This window comes from Streptomyces sp. cmx-18-6 (assembly GCF_046548915.1).
GTDB lineage: Bacteria > Actinomycetota > Actinomycetes > Streptomycetales > Streptomycetaceae > Streptomyces.
The window spans coordinates 1-26314 of record NZ_JAEBEP010000001.1; the positions used below are offsets into that span (position 1 = coordinate 1).

At 73.6% G+C, this 26314-nt stretch carries 21 protein-coding genes and 2 pseudogenes; 10 read left to right on the forward strand and 13 right to left on the reverse strand.

Features of this window, described 5'->3' with window-relative positions:
* A partial coding sequence (locus ACLJPL_RS00005; RefSeq protein ID WP_411079414.1) for an integrase core domain-containing protein occupies positions 1–127 on the forward strand: 127 nt, incomplete at its 5' end.
* A gap of 114 nt (positions 128–241) precedes the next feature.
* Positions 242–1171, forward strand: a complete 930-nt coding sequence (locus ACLJPL_RS00010) for a rhomboid family intramembrane serine protease (protein ID WP_411079415.1) — start codon at positions 242–244, stop codon at positions 1169–1171.
* A 207-nt stretch (positions 1172–1378) separates the two neighbouring features.
* Here the strand turns inward: ACLJPL_RS00010 and ACLJPL_RS00015 are convergent, their stop codons facing one another.
* The 3 genes from ACLJPL_RS00015 to ACLJPL_RS00025 all read right to left on the reverse strand — a co-directional run bounded on the left by ACLJPL_RS00015 (position 1379) and on the right by ACLJPL_RS00025 (position 8618).
* Positions 1379–2839: a glutamate synthase subunit beta gene (locus tag ACLJPL_RS00015; protein WP_411078537.1), complete on the reverse strand. Its 1461-nt coding sequence runs from the start codon at positions 2837–2839 to the stop codon at positions 1379–1381.
* Complete coding sequence (gene gltB, locus ACLJPL_RS00020) at positions 2832–7400, reverse strand: glutamate synthase large subunit (protein ID WP_411078538.1); 4569 nt, start codon at positions 7398–7400, stop codon at positions 2832–2834. Before gltB ends, ACLJPL_RS00015 begins: the two co-directional genes overlap by 8 nt.
* A 486-nt stretch (positions 7401–7886) precedes the next feature.
* Positions 7887–8618 (reverse strand): VIT1/CCC1 transporter family protein, encoded by a 732-nt coding sequence (locus tag ACLJPL_RS00025; protein ID WP_411078539.1) that lies wholly within the window; start codon positions 8616–8618, stop codon positions 7887–7889.
* Between the two features lie 299 nt (positions 8619–8917).
* Here ACLJPL_RS00025 and ACLJPL_RS00030 point away from each other — a divergent pair, with 299 nt between their 5' ends.
* The 8 genes and pseudogenes from ACLJPL_RS00030 to ACLJPL_RS00065 form a co-directional block, all read left to right on the forward strand.
* On the forward strand, positions 8918–10021 hold the full coding sequence (locus tag ACLJPL_RS00030) for an ADP-ribosylglycohydrolase family protein (RefSeq protein ID WP_411078540.1): 1104 nt from the start codon (positions 8918–8920) through the stop codon (positions 10019–10021).
* Positions 10018–11277, forward strand: a complete 1260-nt coding sequence (locus tag ACLJPL_RS00035) for an ADP-ribosylglycohydrolase family protein (protein ID WP_411078541.1) — start codon at positions 10018–10020, stop codon at positions 11275–11277. The genes ACLJPL_RS00030 and ACLJPL_RS00035 overlap by 4 nt, the downstream gene beginning before the upstream one ends.
* Entirely contained in the window at positions 11198–12397 is a 1200-nt protein-coding gene (locus tag ACLJPL_RS00040; protein ID WP_411078542.1) for an ADP-ribosylglycohydrolase family protein, read from the forward strand. Before ACLJPL_RS00035 ends, ACLJPL_RS00040 begins: the two co-directional genes overlap by 80 nt.
* On the forward strand, positions 12394–13785 hold the full coding sequence (locus tag ACLJPL_RS00045) for an ADP-ribosylglycohydrolase family protein (RefSeq protein ID WP_411078543.1): 1392 nt from the start codon (positions 12394–12396) through the stop codon (positions 13783–13785). The genes ACLJPL_RS00040 and ACLJPL_RS00045 overlap by 4 nt, the downstream gene beginning before the upstream one ends.
* Positions 13782–14672 (forward strand): ribokinase, encoded by an 891-nt coding sequence (gene rbsK / locus ACLJPL_RS00050; protein WP_411078544.1) that lies wholly within the window; start codon positions 13782–13784, stop codon positions 14670–14672. The genes ACLJPL_RS00045 and rbsK overlap by 4 nt, the downstream gene beginning before the upstream one ends.
* Positions 14669–15895 (forward strand): CaiB/BaiF CoA transferase family protein, encoded by a 1227-nt coding sequence (locus ACLJPL_RS00055; RefSeq protein WP_411078545.1) that lies wholly within the window; start codon positions 14669–14671, stop codon positions 15893–15895. Before rbsK ends, ACLJPL_RS00055 begins: the two co-directional genes overlap by 4 nt.
* 14 nt (positions 15896–15909) lie before the next feature.
* Positions 15910–16560, forward strand: a pseudogene (locus tag ACLJPL_RS00060) (HpcH/HpaI aldolase/citrate lyase family protein); the annotation flags it as partial.
* Positions 16521–16925 (forward strand): annotated as a pseudogene (locus tag ACLJPL_RS00065) (pentapeptide repeat-containing protein); the annotation flags it as partial. The pseudogenes ACLJPL_RS00060 and ACLJPL_RS00065, both read left to right, overlap by 40 nt.
* Here the strand turns inward: ACLJPL_RS00065 and lgt are convergent.
* The 10 genes from lgt to ACLJPL_RS00115 all read right to left on the reverse strand — a co-directional run bounded on the left by lgt (position 16820) and on the right by ACLJPL_RS00115 (position 26310).
* On the reverse strand, positions 16820–17929 hold the full coding sequence (gene lgt / locus ACLJPL_RS00070; RefSeq protein WP_411078546.1) for a prolipoprotein diacylglyceryl transferase: 1110 nt from the start codon (positions 17927–17929) through the stop codon (positions 16820–16822). The pseudogene ACLJPL_RS00065 and the gene lgt overlap by 106 nt on opposite strands.
* Before the next feature lie 138 nt (positions 17930–18067).
* A complete protein-coding gene (locus ACLJPL_RS00075) occupies positions 18068–18928 on the reverse strand; it encodes a DsbA family protein (RefSeq protein WP_411078547.1) in 861 nt (286 codons plus the stop codon).
* Positions 18929–19004: 76 nt separating this feature from the next.
* Entirely contained in the window at positions 19005–19817 is an 813-nt protein-coding gene (trpA, locus tag ACLJPL_RS00080; RefSeq protein ID WP_411078548.1) for a tryptophan synthase subunit alpha, read from the reverse strand.
* Complete coding sequence (gene trpB, locus ACLJPL_RS00085; protein WP_411078549.1) at positions 19814–21100, reverse strand: tryptophan synthase subunit beta; 1287 nt, start codon at positions 21098–21100, stop codon at positions 19814–19816. Before trpB ends, trpA begins: the two co-directional genes overlap by 4 nt.
* A gap of 139 nt (positions 21101–21239) precedes the next feature.
* Positions 21240–21452 (reverse strand): tryptophan biosynthesis modulator TrpM, encoded by a 213-nt coding sequence (gene trpM, locus ACLJPL_RS00090; RefSeq protein WP_411078550.1) that lies wholly within the window; start codon positions 21450–21452, stop codon positions 21240–21242.
* A 17-nt stretch (positions 21453–21469) separates the two neighbouring features.
* Positions 21470–22279 carry an indole-3-glycerol phosphate synthase TrpC gene (gene trpC, locus ACLJPL_RS00095; protein ID WP_356748790.1) on the reverse strand — a complete coding sequence of 270 codons (810 nt, stop codon included), beginning with the start codon at positions 22277–22279 and terminating at the stop codon, positions 21470–21472.
* A gap of 115 nt (positions 22280–22394) precedes the next feature.
* The gene (locus ACLJPL_RS00100) at positions 22395–22793 is read right to left on the reverse strand and encodes a DUF2752 domain-containing protein (protein ID WP_411079416.1); all 399 of its coding nucleotides are present in this window, start codon (positions 22791–22793) and stop codon (positions 22395–22397) included.
* An 841-nt stretch (positions 22794–23634) separates the two neighbouring features.
* The gene (locus tag ACLJPL_RS00105) at positions 23635–23886 is read right to left on the reverse strand and encodes an HGxxPAAW family protein (protein WP_411078551.1); all 252 of its coding nucleotides are present in this window, start codon (positions 23884–23886) and stop codon (positions 23635–23637) included.
* Positions 23887–24019: 133 nt separating this feature from the next.
* Entirely contained in the window at positions 24020–24802 is a 783-nt protein-coding gene (locus ACLJPL_RS00110) for a TIGR02234 family membrane protein (RefSeq protein ID WP_411078552.1), read from the reverse strand.
* A 14-nt stretch (positions 24803–24816) separates the two neighbouring features.
* Positions 24817–26310: an anthranilate synthase component I gene (locus tag ACLJPL_RS00115; protein WP_411078553.1), complete on the reverse strand. Its 1494-nt coding sequence runs from the start codon at positions 26308–26310 to the stop codon at positions 24817–24819.
* Positions 26311–26314: the final 4 nt, after the last annotated feature.

Below are 26314 nucleotides of genomic sequence, written 5' to 3' on the forward strand. Positions count from 1 at the left end.
AGACCTGGACCGGATGGAAGCATTCACCGACTGGCTGCACTGGTACAACTACCACCGACCCCACACCGGAATCGGGGGCCAGCCACCCGCCAGCCGCGTCACCAACCTGTCCGAACCACACACCTAGAGGGTAGGCCACGGCGGGGCCCCCGGCCCCGGGGACTCCCGTACCGGTTCGCTATCTTGATCGCCGCCGCCCACACCGGCCCCGCAGCACACTCGCCCAGTGAAGGAGCCGGTCATGGAGGCCGCCGCCACCACGTGTTACCGCCATCCGTCGTACGAGACGTATGTGCGCTGCACCCGCTGCGAGCGCGCCATCTGCCCGGACTGCATGCGTGAGGCCGCGGTCGGCTACCACTGCGTGGAGTGCGTGAAGGAGGGGCGGCGCTCGGTGCGGCGGGCCCGGACCGTCTTCGGCGGCGCGGTGTCCGGGGCGACGGCTCCGGTCGTGACGTACGTCCTGATGGCGCTGAACATCCTGGCGTATCTGGGCGAGGTGGTCCGGCCGGAGATCGTGGACCGGTTCGCGGTGCTCGGAGCCGCGCTGACCGGGCCGGACGGTGCGCAGTACTACTACCGGGGCGACACGTTCGCCGGGTACGAGCTGACGGGCATCGCGGACGGCGAGTGGTACCGGCTGGTGACGGGGGCGTTCCTGCATCTGCCGCCGGACACGTCGTTCGGGGTGATGCACCTGGTGTTCAACATGTTCGCGCTGTGGAACATCGGCCGGGCGGTGGAGGGGCAGCTCGGCCGGGCGCGCTATCTGGCGCTGTATCTGCTGGCGGCCGTGGGCGGTTCCGTCGCGGTGTACCTGCTGGCCCCGGACACCTCGACGGTCGGCGCGTCCGGTGCGGTCTTCGGGCTGGCCGCCGCGTACTGGGTGATCAACCGGCGGCTGGGCCATGACATGGGGGCGGTCAACCGGTTCATGGCGGGGTTCCTGCTCTGGATGGTGCTCTCGGCCCTGTTCGCCTCGTGGCAGGGGCACCTGGGCGGGCTGCTGACCGGGGCGCTGGTGACGTACGGGCTCGCCTACGCGCCCGCGAAGCTGCGGACCTGGCCGGCCCAGCTGGCGGGCGGGGCGGTGCTGGTGGGCCTGTTCGCGGTGGCGGTGGCGGTGAGGACCGCGGAGCTGACGGGCGGCGCGGTCCGGCTGGGCGGCTGAGGCCCTCCGGGGAAACCGGCCCCGGACGCGCCACGGCGCCCGCTGGTGTCCGGTCGGGGACGGGCAGGCGCCGCGTTCAGTTCCGTACGCCGTTGTACGGGACGTGTCTGGGGGCTCACCCCCGGGCCGCGTGGCCCAGGGGGAACCCGGGTGGTGCAGACCCGGGGTGCCCGGGCGGTGCGGACCCGGGAGGAACCCGGGTGAAGCTCAGACCAGCAGGGACCGGTCCGTCGGGCGGATCGGGGCCGGCAGGGCGCTGGTCCCGGTCAGGAAGCGGTCCACGCCGCGGGCGGCGGAGCGGCCCTCGGCGATCGCCCAGACGATGAGCGACTGGCCGCGGCCCGCGTCCCCGGCGACGTAGACGCCGTCGACGTTGGTCGCGTAGTTCTCGTCGCGGTCCACGTTGCCGCGCTGGTCGAGCTCCAGGCCGAACTGCTGGACCAGACCGTTGGACTGGTCGGTTCCGGTGAAGCCCATGGCGAGGGTGACGAGCTGCGCGGGGATGCGCCGCTCCGTGCCGGGCTTCTGCTCCAGCTTACCGTCCTTGAACTCGACCTCGACCAGGTGGAGGGCCGCGACGTTCCCGTCCTCGTCGCCCTCGAAGTGGGTGGTCGAGACGGCGTAGACCCGCTCGCCGCCCTCCTCGTGCGCGGAGGTGACCTTGTAGAGCATCGGGAAGGTCGGCCACGGCTGGTTGGCGTTCCGCTCCTCGCCCGGCTTCGGCATGATCTCCAGCTGGGTGACGGAGGCCGCGCCCTGGCGGTGGGCGGTGCCCACGCAGTCCGCGCCGGTGTCGCCGCCGCCGATGACCACGACGTGCTTGCCGCCGGCGTGGATCGGGGCGACGGTCAGGTCGCCCTCCTGCACCTTGTTGGCGAGCGGCAGGTACTCCATCGCGAAGTGGATGCCGCCGAGCTCACGGCCGGGGACCGGCAGGTCGCGGGAGACGGTCGCACCGGCCGCGATGACGACCGCGTCGTAGCGGCGGCGGAGCTTGGCGGCGTCGATGTCCTTGCCGATCTCCACCTCCGTACGGAACTTGGTGCCTTCCAGGCGCATCTGCTCGATGCGGCGGTTGATGTGCGACTTCTCCATCTTGAACTCGGGGATGCCGTAGCGGAGGAGGCCCCCGATGCGGTCCGCGCGCTCGTAGACCACGACGGTGTGGCCGGCCCGGGTCAGCTGCTGGGCGGCGGCGAGTCCCGCCGGGCCCGAGCCGATGACGGCGACGGTCTTGCCGGAGAGGCGCTCGGGCGGCTGCGGGGTGACGTCGCCGCTGTCCCACGCCTTGTCGATGATGGAGACTTCGACGTTCTTGATGGTGACGGCCGGCTGGTTGATGCCGAGCACGCACGCCGACTCGCAGGGGGCCGGGCACAGCCGCCCGGTGAACTCCGGGAAGTTGTTCGTGGCGTGCAGCCGCTCGGAGGCCGCGGTCCAGTCCTCGCGGTAGGCGTAGTCGTTCCACTCGGGGATGAGGTTTCCGAGCGGACAGCCGTTGTGGCAGAACGGGATGCCGCAGTCCATGCAGCGGCCGGCCTGCTTGCTGATGATCGGGAGCAGCGAGCCCGGAACGTAGACCTCGTTCCAGTCCTTGACGCGCTCGGCCACGGGGCGGGTCTGGGCGACCTCGCGTCCGGTGGTCAGGAAGCCCTTGGGGTCAGCCATGGGTCGCCGCCTCCATCATCTTCTCGGTGGTCTCCTGCTCGGAGAGACCGGCGAGCTCAGCGGCGTCCTTGGCGGCGAGCACTGCCTTGTACGTGGACGGGATGATCTTGCTGAAGCGGGCCACGGCGGTGTCCCACTCGGCGAGGAGCTTCTCCGCGACGGTGGAGCCGGTCTCCTCCTGGTGGCGGCGCACGACGTCGTGCAGCCACCGCTTGTCGGTGTCGGCCAGTTCCTCGATCGCGCCGAGGTTGCCGACGTTGACGTTGTCGCGGTTCAGGTCGATGACGTAGGCGACGCCGCCCGACATGCCGGCGGCGAAGTTGCGTCCGGTCTCGCCGAGGACGACGGCGTGGCCGCCGGTCATGTACTCGCAGCCGTGGTCGCCCACGCCCTCGGAGACGACGAGCGCCCCGGAGTTGCGGACGCAAAAGCGCTCGCCGGTGCGGCCCCGGAGGAAGACCTCGCCGCCGGTCGCGCCGTAGCCGATGGTGTTGCCGGCGATGGTGGAGTACTCGGCGAGGTGGTCGGCGCCCCGGTCGGGGCGGACGACGACGCGGCCGCCGGAGAGGCCCTTGCCGACGTAGTCGTTGGCGTCGCCCTCCAGGCGCAGGGTGACCCCGCGCGGCAGGAACGCGCCGAAGGACTGGCCGGCCGAGCCGGTGAAGGTGATGTCGATGGTGTTCTCGGGCAGGCCCGGACCGCCGAACTTCTTGGTCACCTCGTGGCCGAGCATGGTGCCGACCGTCCGGTTGATGTTGCGGATCGCGACCTGCGCGCGGACCGGCTGGGCGGTCTCGGCGCTGTCGGCTCCGAGGGCGTCGGCGGCCAGCTTGATCAGCTGGTTGTCGAGCGCCTTCGTCAGACCGTGGTCCTGCTCGACGATCCGGTGGCGGACCGCGCCCTCGGGCAGCTCGGGGACGTGGAAGAGCGGAGCCAGGTCGAGGCCCTGCGCCTTCCAGTGGGTGATGGCCCGGTCGGTGTCGAGGAGCTCGGCGTGGCCGACCGCTTCCTCGATGGTGCGGAAACCCAGCTCGGCGAGGATCTCGCGGACCTCTTCGGCGATGAACTCGAAGAAGTTGACGACGTACTCGGCCTTGCCGGAGAACCGGTCGCGCAGGACCGGGTTCTGGGTGGCGATGCCGACCGGGCAGGTGTCCAGGTGGCAGACGCGCATCATGACGCAGCCGGAGACGACGAGCGGCGCGGTCGCGAAACCGAACTCCTCGGCGCCGAGGAGCGCGGCGATGACGACGTCGCGGCCGGTCTTGAGCTGGCCGTCCGTCTGGACGACGATCCGGTCGCGCAGCCCGTTGAGCAGCAGCGTCTGCTGGGTCTCGGCGAGGCCGAGCTCCCAGGGGCCGCCCGCGTGCTTGAGGGAGGTGAGCGGGGACGCGCCCGTTCCGCCGTCGTGGCCGGAGATGAGGACGACGTCCGCGTGCGCCTTGGAGACACCGGCGGCGACCGTGCCGACGCCGACCTCGGAGACCAGCTTCACGTGGATGCGGGCCGCGGGGTTGGCGTTCTTCAGGTCGTGGATGAGCTGCGCGAGGTCTTCGATGGAGTAGATGTCGTGGTGCGGCGGCGGCGAGATGAGGCCGACGCCGGGCGTCGAGTGACGCGTCTTGGCGACCCACGGGTAGACCTTGTGGCCGGGCAGCTGGCCGCCCTCGCCGGGCTTCGCGCCCTGGGCCATCTTGATCTGGATGTCGTCCGCGTTGACCAGGTATTCGCTGGTCACGCCGAAGCGGCCGGAGGCGACCTGCTTGATGGAGGAGCGGCGCGCCGGGTCGTACAGGCGGTCGGGGTCCTCGCCGCCCTCGCCGGTGTTGGACTTGCCGCCGAGCTGGTTCATCGCGATGGCGAGCGTCTCGTGCGCCTCGCGGGAGATGGAGCCGTACGACATGGCGCCGGTGGAGAACCGCTTGACGATCTCGGAGGCGGGCTCGACCTCGTCGATGGAGATCGGGGCCCGGCCGGAGGTGAAGCCGAACAGGCCGCGGAGCGTCATCAGGCGCTCGGACTGCTCGTTCACCCGGTCCGTGTACTGCTTGAAGATGTCGTAGCGCCGGTTGCGGGTGGCGTGCTGGAGGCGGAAGACCGTCTCCGGGTCGAAGAGGTGCGGCTCGCCCTCGCGGCGCCACTGGTACTCGCCGCCGATCTCCAGCGCGCGGTGCGAGGCCGCGATGCCGGAGGCGGGGTACGCCTTGGTGTGCCGGGCGGCGACCTCCTTGGCGACGACCTCCAGGCCCGCGCCGCCGATCTTGGTGGCGGTGCCGTTGAAGTACGTCGCGACGAACGCGTCGTCCAGGCCCACGGCCTCGAAGACCTGCGCGCCCCGGTAGGAGGCGACGGTGGAGATGCCCATCTTGGACATGACCTTCAGGACGCCCTTGCCGAGCGCGTGGATCAGGTTCCGGATGGCCTGCTCGGCGTCCATGTTCTCGGTGGTCTCGATGAACGTGCCGGCGCGGACCAGGTCCTCGACGGACTCCATCGCCAGGTACGGGTTGACCGCGGCGGCGCCGTAGCCGATGAGCAGGGCGACGTGGTGGACCTCGCGGACGTCCCCCGCCTCGACCAGCAGGCCCACCTGGGTGCGCTGCTTGGTGCGGATGAGGTGGTGGTGGACGGCGGAGGTGAGCAGCAGCGAGGGGATCGGGGCGTGCTCGGCGTCGGAGTGCCGGTCGGAGAGGACGATGAGGCGTGCGCCGTCCTCTATGGCGGCGTCGACCTCGGCGCAGATCTCCTCGATCCGCGCGGCCAGGGCGTCACCGCCGCCGCCGACCCGGTAGAGGCCGGCGAGGGTCGCGGCCTTCATGCCCGGCATGTCGCCGTCCGCGTTGATGTGTATCAGCTTGGCGAGCTCGTCGTTGTCGATCACCGGGAACGGCAGCGTGACGCTGCGACACGCGGCGGCGGTCGGCTCCAGGATGTTGCCCTGGGGGCCCAGCGAGGAGCGCAGCGAGGTGACGAGCTCCTCGCGGATGGCGTCCAGCGGCGGGTTGGTGACCTGGGCGAAGAGCTGGGTGAAGTAGTCGAACAGCAGCCGGGGGCGCTCGGAGAGCGCGGCGATCGGCGAGTCGGTGCCCATGGAGCCCAGCGGTTCGCCGGCGGTGCGGGCCATCGGCGCGAGGAGGATGCGGAGCTCCTCCTCGGTGTAGCCGAAGGTCTGCTGGCGGCGGGTGACCGAGGCGTGGGTGTGCACGATGTGCTCGCGCTCGGGCAGGTCGCCGAGGCCGATCTCGCCGGTCTCCAGCCACTCCTGGTACGGCTGCTCGGCGGCGAGGGACGCCTTGATCTCGTCGTCCTCGATGATGCGGTGCTCGGCGGTGTCGACGAGGAACATCTTGCCGGGCTGGAGGCGGCCCTTGCGGACGACCTTCGCGGGGTCGATGTCGAGGACGCCGACCTCGGAGGAGAGGACGACGAGGCCGTCGTCGGTGACCCAGTAGCGGCCGGGGCGCAGACCGTTGCGGTCGAGGACCGCGCCGACCTGGACGCCGTCGGTGAAGGTGACGCAGGCGGGGCCGTCCCAGGGCTCCATCATCGTCGCGTGGTACTGGTAGAACGCGCGCCGGGCCGGGTCCATCGAGTCGTGGTTCTCCCACGCCTCGGGCACCATCATCAGCACCGAGTGCGGCAGCGAGCGCCCGCCGAGGTGCAGCAGCTCCAGGACCTCGTCGAAGGAGGCGGAGTCGGAGGCGTCCGGGGTGCAGACGGGGAAGATCCGGTCGAGCTGCTCGGAGCCGAAGAGGTCGGAGGCGAGCTGGGACTCGCGGGCCTTCATCCAGTTGCGGTTGCCCTTGACCGTGTTGATCTCGCCGTTGTGCGCGACGAAGCGGTACGGGTGTGCCAGCGGCCAGCTCGGGAAGGTGTTGGTCGAGAAGCGGGAGTGGACCAGCGCGACGGTGGAGGCGAAGCGGCGGTCGGAGAGGTCCGGGAAGAACGGCTCCAGCTGCCCGGTGGTGAGCATACCCTTGTAGACGACGGTGCGGGCGGAGAGCGAGGGGAAGTACACCCCGGCCTCACGCTCGGCGCGCTTGCGCAGGACGAACGCCTTGCGGTCCAGGACGATGCCGGTGGACTCGCCGTCCGCGACGAAGACCTGGCGGAACTCGGGCATGGTGGCGCGTGCGCCGTTGCCGAGAAGTGCGGGGGTGACCGGGACCTCGCGCCAGCCGAGGACCGTCAGGCCCTCCTGCGCGGCGATCTCCTCGATCGTGCGGACCGCCTCGATGGAGTCGTCGGCGGGGAGGAAGGCGATGCCCACGGCGTAGGCGCCGGCCTCGGGAAGTTCGAAGGGGGTCTCGGCGCGCAGGAAGGCGTCGGGGACCTGGCAGAGGATGCCGGCGCCGTCGCCGGAGTCGGGCTCGGAGCCGGTGGCGCCGCGGTGTTCGAGATTGCGCAGTACGGTCAGCGCCTGCTCGACCAGCTCATGGCTGGCCACACCGGTCAGAGTGGCCACGAACCCGACGCCACAGGCGTCGTGCTCGTTACGGGGGTCGTACATCCCCTGCTGGGCGGGGCGACCGTCCATGGGCGACCAGGCGTCGATACGCATCGGCTCTCCCGTCGTCGTCGTGGCATTTGCGGTGCCGAGGGACGACGTTGGCCCTCTGCGAAATTTCGTGCAGGTTACATGATGGGGCGCTTCTCAAGAAGCGGAAGGCTCATTCCAACATACGGACACCGTGGTGACCGGAGGTGACTGGGTGACCAGAGGCGACCGGTGGACCAGGGGGCGGGCCGCTGTCGGACGGATCGGCGCCCGGGGACTCGCAGAGAGCAGGCGTCGTTGCCTGCGGTGCCCTACGGCTCATGCCCGGCGGCAAAGGAAACGAAACCACCGAGTAACGGCTACTTATGTGCAGCCCTGCATAGAGTCTCATTTTACGGCTGCGCGTCCCGTCCCGCCCAGGGGGCGGCGCCAAGACGTACGTCACACGGGTTGCCGCACCGTTGAGCCGTCCGGGCGGTCGCGTTACGCCGCCCGCCACCCCCTCAGTCAGCCCCGCCGGGTCAGCCGGCCGCCTCCCCCATCCCCGGGTCAGCCGACCGCCACGCCGAACAGCGTGCCCAGCCCGTACGTCAGCGCCGCCGCCGCACCGCCCAGCGCGAGCTGCCGCAGCCCGCTGAACCACCAGCTGCGGGCCGTCACCCGGGCCACCACCGCGCCGCAGCCGAACAGGCCGGCCAGCGCGAGGAGCACCGAGGGCCACAGCACGCTCGCCCCGAGGAGATAGGGCAGGACGGGCAGCAGCGCCCCGAGCGCGAAAGCCCCGAAGGAGGAGACGGCGGCGACCAGCGGCGAGGGCAGGTCGCCCGGGTCGACGCCGAGCTCCTCGCGGGCGTGGATCTCCAGGGCCTGTTCCGGGTCGCGGGACAGCTGCCGGGCCACCTCGCGGGCCAGCGGGGCGTCGACCCCGCGCGACTCGTAGAGGGCGGCGAGCTCCGCCATCTCGTCCTTGGGGTGCTTACGGAGCTCCCGGCGCTCGACGTCGAGCTCGGCCTCGACCAGCTCGCGCTGGGAGGCGACGGAGGTGTACTCGCCGGCCGCCATGGAGAAGGCCCCGGCGGCCAGGCCCGCGAGCCCGGTGATCACGATGGTCTGCTGGGAGAGGGCGCCGCCCGCGACCCCGGTCATCAGGGCGAGGTTGGAGACCAGTCCGTCCATGGCGCCGAAGACGGCCGGGCGCAGCCAGCCGCCGTTCACATCCCGGTGGGTGTGGTTGTCCCGGTGCGCCTCGTGCAGGACGGCGTCGGTCTCGATGATGGCCACAGCGTGCGTCTCCCCTTGCTCTCCCGGCGGACGTCACCCCGCCGGACCGTTCTCCGTACAACTTTCGACAAAGTCCAAAGTACGCCGGACGAGCGACCGCCGCCAGGAAGGCAGTACTGCCTTACCGCCGCTCCGACCTGCGAAGAAAGGCCCGCCTCGACTGTCCGCGCCGTCATCCGACCGGCCCCTTTCTGCCGCCGTTCCGGCTCCGACCGGCCTCCGCGTGGGACAGATGCGGACAGGGCCCCGGCGAGCGGGCCCCGGAGACGGACTCGCCGGACGAGCGGAAGGGCGACGCGATGGAGACGACCGGCGGCAAGGACCGGGCCAGGGGTGCGCTGCTGGGACTCGCGGTCGGGGACGCGCTCGGGGCACCGGCGGAGAACCTGCGGCCCTCGGAGATCCGCCGCCGCTGGGGGCGGATCGAAGGGTTCGTGAGCGAGGACCCGGCGGGGACCGACGACACGGAGTACGCGATCTTCTCCGGGCTGCTGCTGGCCCGGCACGGCTCCGCGCTCACCGTCTCCCACGTGGAGCGGGCCTGGCACCACTGGATCGCCGATCTGGACGAGGGCCCGTTCCGGGGGGCCGGTTTCAGCGAGCGCGGCACCCTGGAGAACCTGCGCCGGGGCCTCGCCGCGCCGATCTCCGCCCAGCACCGGCACGCCTGGAGCGACGGCCTGGCGATGCGGGCGGCCCCCTTCGGGGTGTTCGCGGCGGGCCGCCCCGCCGAGGCGGCCCGGCTGGTGGCGGTGGACGGCCGGGTGAGCCATGAGGGCGAGGGCATCTACGGGGGCCAGGCGGTGGCGGCCGGGGTGGCGGCGGCGATGGTCGGCGCGGGCCTCGCCTCGGTGATCGCGGCCGCGCTGTCGGTGGTCCCGATGGACTCCTGGACGGCCCGCTCGCTGCGCCGTGCGGTGGCGGCGGCCCAGCGCCCGTACCCGGACCGGCTGACGATGGAGCGGGCGGTGCGTTCGGCGGTGGTGATCGGCGGCTACCCGTGGACGGACCTCGCGCCGGAGGCGGTGGGCCTGGCGTTCGGGGCCTTCACGGCGGCCCGGGGCGACTTCCGTACGGCGGTGCTGACGGCCGTGAACATGGGGCGGGACGCGGATACGACGGCGGCGGTGGCGGGGTCCCTGGCCGGGGCGCTGCACGGGGCGGGCGCGATCCCGCCGGACTGGGCGGCGGCGATCGGACCGGTCCGGGGAAGCTGTCTGCCCTCGATGCGCGGCTACCACGTGCTGGACATCGCGGACCTGCTGACGCCGGAGGGCGCGGAAGGCACGGAAGGCGTTCAGGGGCAGGGGCAGGCCGGCGGGCGTGAGCCTTCCGCCGTACGGGGCCGGCACCTGGCGTCCGTGGCCGCCTCCTTCGAGCCCGTACGGGAGGACCGGCGATGACGACGGAACGCCCGGCCGCGACGCCCGGGGCCGCCGCCCCCTCCCGCCGCGCCCGGATCGAGGGCCTGCTCCTCGGGCTGGCCTCCGGGGACGCCGCCGGGTGGCCCGCCGCACGGCACCGGGCGGCCCGGATGCCCGAGTGGACCCGGCGGCTCACCCGCGAGCTGGACACCTTCGCCGAGCAGAACGCCACCACCACGCTCCCCGTGCCCATCGCCCTCAACCAGCCGCCCGAACCCCTGCGGCTCGGCCCGTCCGACGACGCCGAGTGGGCCGCGTTCGCCGCCGGTACGGTGCTGGCGGCGGCCGCCGACGACGCGTCCGGCCTGCCCCCCGGCCGCCGGACGCGGGACGCGGTGGACCGGGCCTGGAACGCGCTGGCCGCCGCCGTCGCCGCCGCGAGCGCCCGGGCCCCCGAGGTGGAGGCGGCGGTGCTCCCGCTGCGCGCCCGGATCTCGGTACGGGCCGGGCTCGGCAACCTGGCCGCCGGGCTGCGGCCGCCCGCCACCGGGCACGACAACCCGCACTACTTCGACGACGCCGCCTGCGTACGGGCCGCCGTCCTCGCCGTCGTCCACCCGGGCGACCCCCGGGAGGCGGCGGCGCTCGCGGAGTTCGACGCCCGGTACACCCAGGACGGCGACGGGGTGCACGGGGCGCGGGCCGTGGCCGCCGCGATCGCCGTGGCGCTGGCCGGGGCGGACGTCGACACGGTGGTGAACGCCGCGCTCGCCCAGCTCCCCGAAGGCACCGAGATCGCCCGCAACGCCGTGCACGCGGTCCGCCTGGCCCGGGAGTTCGCGGACGAGCCGGCCGGGGCGTTCGCCCTGGTCCCGGTGCTGGAGCACCAGATCGTGGACCACGTCTACAGCTACGGCATCGCGGCGGCCGAGACCGTGCCCGTCGCCCTCGCCCTGGCCACCGCCGCCCGGGGCGAGATCGCCCAGGCGATCCCGGCCGCCGCCTGCCTCTCCCGGGTCGCGGACTCCGCGCCCGCCCTGGCCGGGGCGCTCACCGGGGCGATCGGCTCGGTCACCGCCGTACCGGCGGGGTGGCGCGAGGCGTGCCGGACGCTCGCGGGGTGTGCGCTGCCCCGGTTCGCGGGCACGGACCTGATCGAACTCGCCGGGCTGCTGGCAGCCACGGAACCGGCCGCCCCGGGTGGACAATTCCGGCATGACGCCCACAACGGCCACGACAGCCGAGCCCACCCCCCGTACCGGCACCGCACAGCGGACCCCGCCCGGACTCGATGAACGCATCACCCGGGCCCTCGTCGGCGCGGCGGTGGGAGACGCCCTCGGCGGTCCGGTCGAGGGCTGGACCCCCGAGCAGATCGCCGAGCGCCACGGCGGCCGGGTGACCGGGATCGTCGGCCCCTGGCACGGCGAGAACTGGCGCACCGCGCGCCCCATCGCCCCGTACCACAAGGGCGACGGGCACGTCACCGACGACACCCTGATGACCCACGCCCTGGTCCGGGTCTACGACCGGGTGCGCGACCACCTCGACGCGTACGCCGTCGCGGACCACCTCGTCCCGGATCTCCTGTCACCCCGCTGGATCCCGGAGCTGGAGGCCGAGGCGCTGCCGCTCCAGCGGATCTTCCTGGCGGAGAAGTGGCTCGTGGCCCGGCTGCACTACGGGCACGTGGACCCGCGCGAGGCCGGTGCGGGCAACATCGTCAACTGCGGGGCCGCGATGTACATGGCCCCGGTCGGCCTGGTCAACGCCGCCTGCCCGGAGGCCGCGTACGCCGAGGCCCTGGAGATCGCCGCGCCCCACCAGTCCTCCTACGGGCGGGAGGCCGCCGGGGTCTTCGCAGCCGCCGTCGCCGCCGCCTGCCGTCCGGGGGCCACGCCCGGCGCGGTGGTCGACGCGGCCCTCGCCCTGGCGAAGGACGGCACCCGGTCCGCGATCGAGGCGGTCTGCGAAGCGGCCGCGCACCACGACGACTTCGAGTCCGCGCTCGCCCCGCTGCGGGCGGCGGTGGAGCCGTTCGACACGGTCGGCCCCGACTACCGCAGCCCCTCGCTCGGAGCCCGCCGCCCCTCCCGGCTGCACGCCATCGAGGAACTGCCCGTAGCGCTCGGCATGTTGCTGGTCGGGGGCGGCGACTACCGGCGTACGGTGCTCGGTTCGGTGAACTACGGGCGGGACTGCGACTCCATCGCCACGATGAGCGGCGCGATCGCGGGCGCGCTGGGCGGTGAGGTCCCGGCCGACTGGGCGGCCACGGTCGCCGAGGCGAGCCGGCTCGACCTGCACGCCCCGGGCCGGACCCTGGCGCGGGTGGCCCGGGAGGTCTTCGCCCGGGACCTGGAGCGCCGCCGCGCCCACGAAGAGGCGTTCGCCGCGCTGGCCGGTGCGCGGTGAGCGTACGGCTGACCTGGGTGCAGCCCGAGGACCTGATCGGGCACGAGCTGCGGCAGGCGGCGCAGGACGGCCGGGACGCGCGGGAGATCGAGGCGCGGTGGTACGCGGCCGGGGGCTCCCCCGCCCCGGACCGCGCGGGCGCGTCCGAACCGCCGGCGCCGCCGCGACTGCGCGAGCTGGCCGGTGAGCTGCTGGACGAACTCGCCTCGCTGGACTCCCCGTTGGCCGCCGACGAGCCCACCGAACTGGCGGAGATCGTGGCCGCCTGCCCGCACTGGCCGGGCCCGCCCGAGGCGGCCACCACGGTCGGCCGGGACCGGCGGCCCGTCGTCGGCCGGGACCGGCTGCACGCGGCCTGGCTGGGCCGGGCGGCCGGCTGTCTGCTCGGCAAGCCGGTGGAGAAGCTGCCGCTGTACGGCATCCGCGCCCTGGCCCGCGCCGCCGGCAACTGGCCCCCGACGACCTGGTTCACCGCCCACGGGGTGCCCCCGGAACTGCTGGCCGCGCACCCCTGGAACCGCCGCTCGGCCCCCACCTCCCTGGCCGAGAACATCGACGGCATGCCCGAGGACGACGACCTCGATCACCCCCTCCTCACCCTGCTGCTGCTCCAGCGGCACGGGCGCGACTTCACCACCGCCGACCTGGCCCGCCTCTGGCTCGACGAGCTCCCGGCCGGCCGCACCTTCACCGCCGAGCGCATCGCGTACGGCAATCTCCTCGCGGGCGTCGAGCCCCCGGAGACGGCCCGCTTCCGCAACCCGTTCCGCGAGTGGATCGGGGCCCAGATCCGGGCCGACGTGCACGGCTGGACCCACCCCGGCGACCCGGCCGGGGCAGCGGCCCAGGCCCACCGCGACGCGGTCCTCACCCACACCGCGAACGGCGTCTACGGCGCGATGTTCACCGCGGCCGCCCTGGCCGTCGCGGCGGGCGGGGAGAGCGATGTCCACGGCTGCCTGGCGGCCGGGCTGCGGGTGGTGCCGCCGCAGTCGCGGTACGCCCGCGCGGTCCGGCTCGGCGTCGAAACCGCCCGTGCGGAGGGGGAGTTCGACGTGGTGGTGGACCGGCTGCACGCCGCGTATGCCGACACCCACCACTGGGTACACGTGCTGCCCAACGCCGCGCTGCTCGCCGCCGCCCTCACCCACGCGGACGGCGACTTCACCCGGTCGATCGGCCTCGCGGTCTCCGGCGGCTGGGACACCGACTCCAACGGGGCGACCGCCGGTTCGCTCGCCGGACTGCTCGCGGGCGCCCCGGACGCCCTGCCCGACCACTGGACGGCCCCGCTGAAAAACCGCCTCGCCACCTCCGTGCCCGGCTACGACCGCACCGGGTTCGACACCCTCGCCGCACTGACCCACCAGGAGGCTCTGCGCCCATGACCCGTATCGCGGTGCTCGGCAGCACCAATATGGACCTCGTCGCCTACACCGCCCGCGCCCCGGAACGCGGCGAGACCGTCACCGGCCGGGAGTTCCGGACGATCCCCGGCGGCAAGGGGGCGAACCAGGCCGTCGCCGCCGCCCGCGCGGGCGGGGAGGTGGCGATGATCGGCGCGGTCGGCGACGACGCGTACGGCAGGCAGTTGCGCGACGGCCTCGAACACGCCGGGGTGGACACCGATCTCCTGCACACCGCCGAGGGCCCCAGCGGCACCGCGCACATCGTGGTGGACGACTCCGGGTCCAACGCCATCGTCGTGGTCCCCGGCGCGAACGGCGTCGTCACCGCGCTCGGGCCCGGCGAGATCGCGGCGATCGCCGCCGCCGATCTGCTGCTGATGCAGCTCGAACTCCCGCTCTCCGCCGTCGTGGAGGGGGCCCGCGCCGCCAGGTCCCAGGGCGTACGGACCATCCTCACCCCCTCCCCCGTACAGCCGTTGCCCGATGAACTCTGGGACCACATCGACCTGTTGGTCCCCAACGAGCACGAGGCCGCCGAACTCTCCGGGCAGGCCGAGCCGCACGCGGCGGCGCAGATCCTGCTGCGGCAGGTGCCCGAGGTGATCGTGACGCTCGGTGCGAAGGGATGCCTGTACGCGGCCCGGGGCGGCGAACCGGTGCTGTTCGAGGCCCCCGAGGTGCGGGCCGTCGACACGACCGGGGCCGGGGACACCTTCGTCGGGGCGCTGGCGGTGGCGCTCGGAGAGGGGCGGCCGGTGGCGAAGGCGCTGGCCTTCGCGGCCTCGGCCGCCGCGCTGTGCGTCCAGAAGCCGGGCGCGTCCACGTCCATGCCGTACCGGAGCGAGATCGAGGCGGATGCCGTATGAGCACGACCGAAGCAGGCCCCCCGGCCGGGGCGACGGAAGCCGGACCCCTGACCGGGCTGAAGGTCGTCGACCTCGCCACCCTCTTCGCCGGGCCGCTCGCCGCCACCATGCTCGGGGACTTCGGCGCGGATGTGATCAAGGTCGAGCACCCCCGCAAGCCCGACCCCTCGCGCGGCCACGGCCCCGCCAAGGACGGCGTCGGCCTGTGGTGGAAGCTGCTCGGCCGCAACAAGCGCACCCTCACCCTGGACCTGTCCGCCCCGGGTGGCCGGGACGTGCTCCTCCGGCTGGCCGCCGAGACCGACGTGATCGTCGAGAACTTCCGGCCGGGGACGCTGGAGCGCTGGGGCCTGGGCCCCGAGGAGCTGCACGCCGTCAACCCGCGTCTGGTGCTGGCGCGGGTCACCGGTTTCGGCCAGTTCGGGCCGTACGCGCACCGCCCCGGATTCGGCACGCTGGCCGAGGCGATGAGCGGGTTCGCGGCGATGACCGGGGAGCCGGACGGGCCGCCGACGCTGCCGCCGTTCGGGCTCGCGGACTCGATCGCGGCGCTGGCGACGGCGTACGCGGTGATGGCCGCGCTCGCGGGGCGGGAGAAGACGGGCCGGGGGCAGGTGGTGGACCTGGCGATCATCGAGCCGATCCTCACGGTGCTGGGCCCGCAGCCGCTCTGGTACGACCAGCTCGGTTACGTCCAGCCGCGCACCGGCAACCGCTCCCGCAACAACGCCCCCCGCAACACCTACCGCACCGCGGACGGCCACTGGGTCGCGGTCTCCACCTCCGCCCAGTCCGTCGCGGAGCGGGTGATGCGGCTGGTCGGCCGCCCGGACCTCATCGAGGAGCCGTGGTTCGCGGCCGGGACCACCCGGGCGGAGCACACGGAGGAGCTGGACGAGGCGGTCGGCCACTGGATCTCCCGGCACAGTCGCGAGGAGGTGCTCAACGGCTTCGAGAAGGCGGAGGCGGCCGTCGCGCCGATCCATGACGTACGGGAGGTGATGGAGGATCCGCAGTACCGGGCGCTGGGCTCCATCGCCGAGGTCGACGACCCGGAGCTGGGGCCGCTGCGGATGCAGAACGTCCTCTTCCGGCTCTCCGGGACCCCGGGCGCGATCCGCTGGGCGGGCCGCCCGCACGGCGCGGACACCGAGGAGATCCTGGCCGGGCTCGGCCTCTCGGAGAACCGGGTCGCGGCGCTGCGCGAACAGGGGGCGCTGTGACCGGCCCGGTGGTCGTGGACCCGCCCGGGGCCGGCCTTCCCCCGCTGCCCGGCCGGCCCCCGCTGACCTGGCTGTACGTCCCCGGGGACCGGCCGGAGGTGGTGGCCAAGGCGCTGGGCTGCGGGGCCGACGTGGTGATCGTCGACCTGGAGGACGCGGTGGCCCCGCACCGTAAGGAGTACGCGCGAGCGGCCACCGCCGAGCTCCTCGCGGACCCGGTGACCGTCGCCCCCGACGCCGTACCGGTCCATGTCCGGGTGCACGGCGAGGGGGACGTACGGGCGCTGGCCGGGCTGCCCGGCCTCTCCGGGTTCCGGCTGCCCAAGATCACGCACGCGGTGTCCGTGCACCATGTGGCGGCGGTGGCCCCCGGCGTACCGCTGTATCCGCTGCTGGAGTCGGCGCTCGCCGTGGAGCACGCGTACTCGATCGCCTCGGCCGACCCCGCCGTCCGGGGCGTCGCGCTGGGCGAGGCGGATCTCCGGGCCGATCTGGGCGTACGGGAGGACCGCGGGCTGGACTGGTCGCGCAGCCGGCTGGTGGTGGCGGCCCGGGCGGCCGCGCTGCCGCCGCCCGCCCAGTCGGTCTTCCCGGACGTCCGGGACCTGGACGGGCTGTGGACCTCGTGCGTACGGGGGCGGGGGCTCGGGCTGCTGGGCCGGGCGGCGATCCATCCGCGTCAGCTGGAGGTGATCGAGCGGGCGTTCCGGCCGACCGCCGAGGAGATCGAGGCGGCGGAGGAGATCGTCGCGGCGTCGGCGGTGGAGGCGGGGGCGCTGGCGCTGCCGGACGGGCGGTTCGTGGACGCGGCGGTGGTGGCGTCGGCCCGCCGCACACTGGCGATCGCCGGGCGGTCCTGAGGTTTCTCAGGTCCGCCCGGCGATCGGGGGGAATCGCGGGGCGCCCCGTGCGGGGCGCGGGCGGTCAGCCCTTGTCGGCCGCCTCGGAGGGGGCGGAGTCCTTGGCCGGCGCGTCGCTGTCCGGGGCGTCGCTGTCCGGGGCGTCGCTGTCCGGGGCGTCCTCGCCCGGCGCGGACTTCTCCGGCACGTCCTTCTCCGGCGCGGACCTCTCCGGCACGTCCTTCTTCAGCGGGTCCTGCTTCCGTGCGGTCTTCTTCAGCGGATCGCTGTCCGCCTCCGGCTGGTCGCCGTCCGCGCCGACGTCCTTCTCCGGTGCGTCCGAGGCGCTCGCCGCCCCGTCCGTTCCGGCGGTCTCGGCGTCGCGGTCGGGCTCGACGATCTCCTCGCGGCCCGGGCGGAGCTTCGCGGAGACCACGAAGTAGGCGACGGCGAGCAGGAAGACGATGATCGCGGTCCACACGTTCAGCCGGACGCCCAGGATGTGGTGCGCCTCGTCGACCCGCATGTACTCGATCCAGCCGCGACCCGCGCAGTACGCCGCGACGTACAGCGCGAACGCCCGGCCGTGGCCCAGCCGGAAGCGGCGGTCGGCCCAGATGACCAGCAGGGCGACGCCGACGCACCACAGCGACTCGTACAGGAAGGTCGGGTGGTACGTGTCGGCGACCCGGTTCGCCCCTTCGCTGATCTCGACGGCCCACGGCAGATCGGTGGGCCTGCCGTACAGCTCCTGGTTGAACCAGTTGCCCCAGCGGCCGATGGCCTGGGCCACGGCGAGGGCGGGGGCCACCGCGTCGGCGAAGGGGGGCAGGGCGATGCCTCGCCGCCGACAGCCGATCCAGGCGCCCACGGCGCCGAGGGCGACCGCGCCCCAGATGCCGAGACCGCCTTCCCAGATCTTGAAGGAGTCGACCCAGTCACGGCCCTCACCGAAGTACAGCTGGTAGTCGGTGATCACGTGATAGAGACGGCCGCCGATCAGGCCGAAGGGAATCGCCCAGACGGCGATGTCCCAGCTCGTCCCGTGCTTACCTCCCCTGGCGACCCAGCGGCGGTTCAGAATCCACAGGCCGAGGAAGAGCCCGACGATGATCGAGAATGCGTAGCCGCGCAGAGGGATCGGTCCGAGTTGGAGGACACCGGTCGACGGGCTGGGAATGAAGGCAAGGTTCATGGCGAGGTCGACGCTACCTTGCCGGGCGGTGGGTGCGGCAAGCCACCCGGCAACTTCTGGGTAACGAGGGCCGCCCCGGGGGCGGGCGGGTCCCTCTGGACCGGCCCCGTCAGGACCGGCCGCCTCAGCGCCGCCCCCTCAGGAAGCGGGCGGCGACGAAGGAGTGTCCGGTGCGGAGGCGGGGGCGGACGGGGTGGCGGTGCCGGGCTTCTTGCCCTTGTTGGCCTCGGCGACCCACTTCTTCAGGTTCTCCACGGAGATCTGCTCGTCGCCCTTCGTCGGGAAGATCGACTCGCCGTTGAGCAGCGCGGTCGGGGTCCCCTGGAAGCCGCCCTCGCGGAACGCGGTGTCGGACTTCTGCACCCAGCTGTCGTGCTCGCCGTCCTCCACGCAGCTGCGGAAGCCCGGTGTGTCCAGCCCTTCCACCTCACCGGCCAGCTCGATGAGCCGGCTGTTCTTGGCGTAGGCGTCGTCGGGCTCGGGAGGCTGGTTGCTGAAGAGGACGTCGTGATACGGGGCGAACTTGCCGGCGTCCTGGGCGCAGGCGGCGGCGTTGGCGGCGCGGAGCGAGCCCTTGCCGCCGAGGTTGCCGTCGATGATCGTGGCCAGGTGGTAGTCCACCTTGAGCTGCCCCGCCTCGACCAGCTCCGTGATGGTGTCCCGGAAGGCGTTCTCGAACTGGGCGCAGACCGGGCAGCGGAAGTCCTCCCAGATCGTGAGCGTGGACGGGGCGTCAGAAGCGCCGACCGGCAGGGTCAGGGAGTCCTTCCCGGTCGCTCCGGACGGGGTGATGGCCGGTCCGGACGCGCTGTCGCCGCCGCCGTCCTTGCCCACGTTGGCCGCGATCAGGCCGACCACGCCGGCCAGCGCCAGCACGCCGACCACGGCCGAGGAGACGATCAGCGTGCGGCGGCGCTTCTCGCGGCCCTTCTCCCGCTCGCGCTGCTGGGCCAGGCGCTCACGCGCACTTCGGTTTCCCTCAGGAATCTTGTCGCTCACACCCGCAGCAACGAACCGGGGAGGCACGTTCGCGCCTCCCCGGTCCAGATTCCACCCATTCAGGTGACTTCGACGGTCAGCGCTTTCGAACGCCCTGCGCCAGCTCGCCCGCGAGCGAGCGGACGGCGTCGAGACCGGCGGCCTCGTCGGGGGCGTCCAGGATCGCCTTGACGAAGGCCGAGCCGACGATCACGCCGTCCGCGAACCCGGCGACCTCGGCGGCCTGCTCGGCGTTGGAGACGCCGAGGCCGACGCAGACCGGCAGGTCGGTGGTGGCGCGGGTGCGGCCCACCAGCTCCTGGGCCTGCTCGCCGACCGAGGCGCGGGTGCCGGTGACGCCCATCAGGGACGCGGCGTAGACGAAGCCGCTGCCGGCCGCCGTGATGGTGGCGAGGCGGGCGTCCCGGCTGCTGGGGGCGACGACGAACACGGTGGCGAGGCCGTGCTTGTCGGCGTGCTCGCGCCACAGCGCGGACTCCTGGACCGGCAGGTCGGGCAGGATGCACCCGGCACCGCCCGCCTCGGCCAGTTCGGCGGTGAAGCGCTCGACGCCGTACCGGTCGATGGGATTCCAGTACGTCATGATCAGGATCGGCGCGCCGGTTGCCTCGTGCGCCTCGCGGACCGTGCGCATCACGTCGGCGATGCGGACCCCGCCGCGCAGGGCGATGTCGTCGGCGGTCTGGATGACCGGCCCGTCGAGCACCGGGTCGCTGTGCGGGAGCCCGACCTCCACGACGTCCGCGCCGCCCGCCACGGCCGCCTTGACCGCCTCGATGCCGCCGTCGACGGTCGGGAACCCGGCCGGGAGGTAGGCGATGAGCGCGGCCCGGCCCTCCGCCTTCGCGGCGGCGAGGGTGGTGTTCAACAGCTCGATGTTGCCGCTCACTTGGCGTCCCCCTCGATCTCGGCGCGGTCGCCGGCCGCGTCCGCCTCGACGGAGGCGTCGGTGTCGTACAGCCCGAAGTAGCGGGCGGCGGTGTCCATGTCCTTGTCGCCCCGGCCGGACAGGTTGACGAGGATCAGCCCGTCCTTGCCGAGCTCCTTGCCGAGGTCCAGCGCCCCGGCGAGGGCGTGGGCGCTCTCGATGGCCGGGATGATCCCCTCGGTGCGGGAGAGCAGCCGCAGGGCCTGCATGGAGGCGTCGTCGGTGACCGCGCGGTACTCGCCGCGCCCGATGTCCTTGAGGTAGGAGTGCTCCGGGCCGATGCCCGGGTAGTCCAGGCCCGCCGAGATGGAGTACGGCTCGGTGATCTGGCCCTCGTCGTCCTGGAGGACGTAGGAGCGCGAGCCGTGCAGGATGCCCGGCTCCCCCGCCGTCAGGGTCGCCGCGTGCTCGCCGGTCTCCACACCGTGCCCGGCGGGCTCGCAGCCGACCAGGCGGACCCCGGCGTCCGGGATGAAGGCGTGGAAGAGGCCGATGGCGTTGGAGCCGCCGCCGACGCAGGCGACCGCCGCGTCCGGGAGGCGTCCGGCGCGCTCCAGGAGCTGGCGGCGGGCCTCGACGCCGATGACGCGGTGGAAGTCGCGGACCATCGCCGGGAAGGGGTGCGGACCCGCGACCGTGCCGAAGAGGTAGTGCGTGCGGTCCACGTTGGCGACCCAGTCGCGGAACGCCTCGTTGATGGCGTCCTTCAGGGTCCGCGAACCGGACTTCACGGCGACGACCTCGGCCCCGAGCATCCGCATCCGGGCCACGTTCAGCGCCTGGCGCTCGGTGTCGATCTCGCCCATGTAGATGGTGCAGTCGAGGCCGAAGAGGGCGCAGGCGGTCGCGGTGGCGACCCCGTGCTGACCGGCTCCGGTCTCGGCGATGACCCGGGTCTTGCCCATGCGCCGGGTGAGCAGCGCCTGGCCCAGCACGTTGTTGATCTTGTGCGAGCCGGTGTGGTTCAGGTCCTCGCGCTTGAGGAAGATCCGTGCGCCGCCCGCGTGCTCCGCGAAGCGCGGGACCTCGGTGAGCGCGCTGGGCCGGCCCGTGTAGTTGACCATCAGCTCGTTGAGCTCGGCGGCGAAGGCGGGGTCGGACTTGGCCTTGTCGTACTCGACGGCGACCTCGTCCACGGCGGCGACGAGCGCCTCCGGGATGAACTTGCCGCCGTACGCGCCGAAATAGCCCTCGGCGCTGGGGATCAGACCCTCGGGGTCCGGGATGAAGAATTCGGACGTCATGCGACGTGCTCCTTGGCATGGCAACGGGTGGGTTCACCGTATGCGCGGAGCAGCGAGCGCCACCGGGACCGGCATGCGGTCGCGGCGGTGCGGTCGTACGTACGAGAGGGAGTACTGCGGTACGTCGGCCGGGGCTCGCCTACAGCGCGGACCCCGGACGCCATCGCATCCCGTTGACCTGGCCGGGCTCGTCCCCGATCACGTACCGCACGCGCCGTCCGTGCACCCGGCGGGCGGGGGCCCGGCAGCCGCGCGGGCGGCAACCGCGCGCCAGCGGGGCGTGCGGGTCCCGGGCCGGGGCGCCGGCGGGGCGCAGGCCCGGACGGGCGCGGGGCACGGGACGGTCGGTCATGTCGTGGGGCTCCCCGGTCAGCCGCGGCCGTGGCGGAGCGCCGGGTGCGCGCCCGCGGCGACCAGGTCGGCCACGGCTCCGCGCGGGTCGCGGCCGGTGACCAGGGACTCGCCCACCAGGACGGCGTCGGCGCCGGCGTTGGCGTACGCGATCAGGTCGTGCGGGCCCCGGACGCCGGACTCGGCGACCTTGACGATGTGGTCGGGGATCTCGGGGGCGACGCGCTCGAAGGTGGAGCGGTCGACCTTGAGGTCCTTCAGGTTGCGCGCGTTGACACCGATGATCTTCGCCCCGGCGTCCACGGCGCGCTCCGCCTCCTCCTCGTCGTGCGCCTCGACGAGCGGGGTGAGCCCGATCGACTCGGCGCGCTCGATGAGGGAGACCAGGGCCTCCTGGTCGAGGGCGGCGACGATCAGCAGGGCGAGGTCCGCGCCGTAGGCCCGGGCCTCCCACAGCTGGTACGAGGTGACGATGAAGTCCTTGCGCAGGATCGGGGTGTCGACCTTGGCGCGGACGGCCTCCAGGTCCGCGAGCGAGCCGCCGAAGCGGCGCTCCTCGGTGAGGACGGAGATGACGGACGCGCCGCCCGCCTCGTAGTCCGCGGCGAGCGCGGCGGGGTCCGCGATGGCGGCAAGGGCCCCCTTGGACGGGGACGAGCGCTTGACCTCGCAGATGACGGTGACGCCCTCGCCGCGCAGGGCGGCGACTCCGTCCTTGGCCTGGGGAGCGCGGGCGGCGCGCTCCTTCAGCTCGTCGAGGCTGACGCGCGCCTGCCGCTCCGCGAGGTCGGCGCGAACGCCGTCGATGATCTCGTCGAGCACACTCACGCGAGCGGCCCCCTTCCGGAACGGTTGACGGTGAACAGGATCAGCCATACCGATGGTATCCGCAGGATGCCCTGGGGCCCGCATCCGGCCACGCCGCATCCCATTACCTGGGCATTCACGGGGCCAGGGCCGAGCCGAACGGCAGATTCCGGACGACGGAGAAGATCAGCAGGAGCGCGCCGAGGCCCCACCACCAGACCGGCGCGAGAACGATCCGCATCGGCCGCCCGCGCCAGGCGCGGACCAGCCAGAGGACCATGACCGCGGCGAAGAGGAAGTAGCCGACGACGGCCACCGCGTTGGCGGAGAGGGCCGTGCCGAGGTCGCCGTGGATGAACGCGTGGGCACTGCGGAGCCCGCCGCAGCCGGGGCAGAGCGTGCCGGTCACTCTGAGCAGGGGGCAGACCGGGTAGTGGCCGGGTTCGTTGGGGTCGACCGTGCCGACGTACGCGAAGGCTCCTGCGACGGCGGCGAGGATGCCGATCGGCGGGGCGAGGCGGCGGGCGGTTCCCAGCCGGCCCGTCCGCCCTCCGAGGACGAGGCCGGGGCCTTGGGTCCCTGCCCAGCCCGTCCGCCCTCCGAGGGCGGAACCGGGGCCTTGGGTCCCCACCCAGCCCGTCCGGCGTCTGGTGACGGACCCGGGGCCGTGGGTCCCCACCCAGCCCGTCCGGCGTTTGAGGACGGAACCGTCGCCTTGGGGGCCGGGCGCCTGCGAGGGGCCCTCGCCCGAGGGGCCTGTGAGCTCCGGGTCCACCCCGGCGAGGGTTCCGTCCTCAAACGCCGGACGGGCTGGGGTGGCGGGGGCTTCGTCGCCGGACGCCGGACGGGCTGGGGTGGGCCGGGTCCCGTCGCCGGATCCCGGGCGGGCTGGGGTGGGCCGGGTCCCGTCGCCGGATCCCGGGCGGGCTGGGGTGGGCCGGGTCCCGTCGCCGGATCCCGGGCGGGCTGGGGTGGCGGGGGGCCCGTCCCCGGACGCCGGGCGGGCTGGGGTGGGCAGGGTCCCGTCCCCGGACGTCGGACGGGCTGGAGTGGCGGGGGCTTCGTCGCCGGACGCCGCGCGGGCGGGGGTGGGCAGGGCTTCGTCCCCGGACCCCGCACGGGTCGGGGTGGGCCGGGCCATGTCCGGGGTCGGGCAGACGGTCAGGGGCATGTTCCAGGGGCCCACGCCCTGGGGCGCGGCTTCCGGAGGCGCTGCGGCTTCCGGGTCCGGGGGCTGGGCGGCGGCGGGGGTCGGGGTGGCGTCCACCCGGTGATTGTCCCCCCACTCGTACGGAAACCGGTGACGGTCCCCCGTACAGACACGGAAAGGCGCAGCCCCGGCAGGGCTGCGCCTCACTGCGTGTCGGCCGCGTGGGTCAGTGGGAGGTCTGGGCCTCTCCGGCGCGCGCCCGGGCCTCCACCAGGTCGGAGGACTCCTTCGGCATGCCGAGACCCGCGAGCTTCATGGCGTAACCGACGATGCCGCCGGCGAAGATGACGGCGATACCGGCCCAGAAGCCGAGCGGGTTGGCCGCGACCATGAAGACGCCTGCGATGCAGAAGCCGATGAAGGCGATGATGACACCGGTCCAGGCGGCCGGGGTGTGTCCGTGGCTGCTGCCCGCCATGAGTTGCTCCTAGGTGGTGTTGCGCTGTGGGTATCGCTGTGCGTGTCGCTGGAGCTGTCGCTCGGGGGACGGCTCGCCTTCATTGTCCCGTACGGGAGGGCCGGACGTGAGCGGGGGTCGCCCCGGGGGGTGTCTAGCGCGTCGGGTCCTCGCCCCGGTCCAGGGCCTTCCACAGCTCCTCGGGCCGGTCCGGGTCGGGGGCGGTGCGGGGGGCCTTGCGGGGGCGCGGGGTGCCGTCGCGCTCGTACCGGCCCGACATCGTGGGCCAGCGGCTGCCGTAGCGCAGGGCCAGCAGCCCGGCGAGCAGGAGCAGCAGGCCCCCGGCGGCCGTGACATAGGGCCAGGCGGTGTGGGTGAGGGCGTCGATGGTGGCCGCCGCGTCACCGGTGGTCCGGGCGGCCTCCTCGTCGAGCGCCGTGCTGTCGGACGCGCCGGCCCACGCGCTGAGCGCGGCCCCCAGGCCGCTGAGGGCGAGCAGGACGGCGACGACGCGGCGGCCCGCGCCGCGCACGGCGAAGACGGCGACGAGGGCGGCCAGGCCCACGATGGCCAGGGCGGCCGGTGCGCCGGTGACGTCCTGGCCGTCTGCGGTCAGCGGCAGCGCGCCACCGCCGGTGGCCGCCCTGCCCTCGGCCCAGACCTGGCCGGAGGCCAGCAGGACGACGGTCGCGCCGACCGCGCCGAGGAGCAGCCCGGCCGCGAGGGACCGGCGGCCGCCCGTGGAAGCGGACCCGGAAACGGACCCGGAGGGTGCGGAGCCTGCGGCCGGATCGGGCGCGGGGCCGGAATCCGCGCCGGGCTCGACTCCGGCCCCCGCGTCGGTCGCGGTGCGGGACGCGGAGTCGCCGCTGCGGGCCACCGGGTCGGCGTTACGGGGACGGGGCTGGGGTACGGGGACGGCACTCACGCGTTCCACTATCCCCTACCGCCTCAGCGGTCGTGGAGCCGGTTGGCGGTATGGACGGCGCGCAGGACGGCGGCGGCCTTGTTGCGGCACTCGGTGTCCTCGGCGACCGGGTCCGAGTCGGCCACCACACCCGCCCCGGCCTGCACGTACGCCGTCCCGTCACGGAGCAGGGCGGTGCGGATGGCGATGGCGGTGTCGGAGTCCCCGGCGAAGTCGAGGTAGCCGACGCAGCCCCCGTACAGGCCCCGGCGGCTCGGCTCCAGCTCCTCGATGATCTGCATGGCGCGCGGCTTGGGAGCCCCGGAGAGGGTGCCGGCGGGGAAGCAGGCGGTCAGCACGTCGAAGGCGGTGCGGTCCTCGGTGACGCGGCCGGTGACGGTGGACACGATGTGCATCACGTGGGAGTAGCGCTCGATCGACATGAAGTCGACGACCTCCACGCTGCCGGGTTCGCAGACCCGCCCCAGGTCGTTGCGGCCGAGGTCGACGAGCATCAGGTGCTCGGCGCGCTCCTTGGGGTCGGCGAGCAGTTCCTCGGCGAGCGCCTGGTCCTCCTGCGGGGTCGCGCCCCGGTGCCGGGTCCCGGCGATCGGGTGGACCATCGCACGCCCATCCTCGACCTTGACGAGGGCCTCGGGGCTGGAGCCGACGACGTCGAACCCGTCGAAGCGGAAGAGGTACATGTACGGGGACGGGTTGGTGGCCCGCAGCACCCGGTAGACGTCCAGGGCGCTCGCCGTGCACGGGGTCTCGAAGCGCTGCGAGGGGACGACCTGGAAAGCCTCGCCGGCCCGGATGCGCTCCTTGATGTCCTCGACCGCGTCCTGGTACGCCTCGCCGCCCCAGAGCGCGGTGTACGGCGGCAGCTCGGACGGGGGCAGCACGGCAGGGGCGTTCTCGACCGGGCGGCGCAGGTCCCGCTCCATGGCGTCGAGGCGGGCGACGGCGTCCGCGTACGCCTCGTCGACGCCGGTGGAGAGGTCGTTGTGGTTGATCGCGTTGGCGATCAGCAGGACGGTGCCGTTCTGGTGGTCGAGGACGGCGAGGTCCGAGGTGAGCAGCATGGTCAGCTCGGGGAGCTTCAGGTCGTCGCCGCCGTGCTCGCCGATCTTCTCCAGGCGGCGTACGACGTCGTAGCCGAGGTAGCCGACCATGCCGCCGGTGAACGGGGGCAGGCCCGCGTCGCTCACCAGGTCGCGCGGGGTGTGCAGGGTCTCGACGGTGGCGCGCAGGGCGTCCAGCGGGTCGCCGTCCACCGGGACGCCGACCGGCGGAGTGCCGAGCCAGTGGGCCGCGCCGTCGCGGGCGGTGAGGGTGGCGTCGCTGCGGACGCCGATGAAGGAGTAGCGCGACCAGGTGCGGCCGTTCTCCGCGGACTCCAGCAGGAAGGTGCCGGTGCGTTCGGCGGCGAGCTTGCGGTACAGGCCGACCGGGGTGTCGCCGTCCGCGAGGAGGCGGCGGCTGACGGGGATGACGCGCCGGTCGACGGCCAGCTTGCGGAAGGTGTCGAGATCCATGGCC

Coding starts and splice junctions, on each gene's coding strand:
- ACLJPL_RS00030 (WP_411078540.1), top strand. CDS start 8,918: ATGGAGACGACCGGCGGCAAGGACCGGGCCAGGGGTGCGCTGCTGGGA.
- lgt (WP_411078546.1), bottom strand. CDS start 17,929: ATGAACCTTGCCTTCATTCCCAGCCCGTCGACCGGTGTCCTCCAACTC.
- trpM (WP_411078550.1), bottom strand. CDS start 21,452: ATGACCGACCGTCCCGTGCCCCGCGCCCGTCCGGGCCTGCGCCCCGCC.
- ACLJPL_RS00115 (WP_411078553.1), bottom strand. CDS start 26,310: ATGGATCTCGACACCTTCCGCAAGCTGGCCGTCGACCGGCGCGTCATC.
- gltB (WP_411078538.1), bottom strand. CDS start 7,400: ATGCGTATCGACGCCTGGTCGCCCATGGACGGTCGCCCCGCCCAGCAG.
- trpB (WP_411078549.1), bottom strand. CDS start 21,100: ATGACGTCCGAATTCTTCATCCCGGACCCCGAGGGTCTGATCCCCAGC.
- ACLJPL_RS00010 (WP_411079415.1), top strand. CDS start 242: ATGGAGGCCGCCGCCACCACGTGTTACCGCCATCCGTCGTACGAGACG.
- ACLJPL_RS00040 (WP_411078542.1), top strand. CDS start 11,198: ATGACGCCCACAACGGCCACGACAGCCGAGCCCACCCCCCGTACCGGC.
- ACLJPL_RS00015 (WP_411078537.1), bottom strand. CDS start 2,839: ATGGCTGACCCCAAGGGCTTCCTGACCACCGGACGCGAGGTCGCCCAG.
- ACLJPL_RS00035 (WP_411078541.1), top strand. CDS start 10,018: ATGACGACGGAACGCCCGGCCGCGACGCCCGGGGCCGCCGCCCCCTCC.
- ACLJPL_RS00055 (WP_411078545.1), top strand. CDS start 14,669: ATGAGCACGACCGAAGCAGGCCCCCCGGCCGGGGCGACGGAAGCCGGA.
- ACLJPL_RS00105 (WP_411078551.1), bottom strand. CDS start 23,886: ATGGCGGGCAGCAGCCACGGACACACCCCGGCCGCCTGGACCGGTGTC.
- rbsK (WP_411078544.1), top strand. CDS start 13,782: ATGACCCGTATCGCGGTGCTCGGCAGCACCAATATGGACCTCGTCGCC.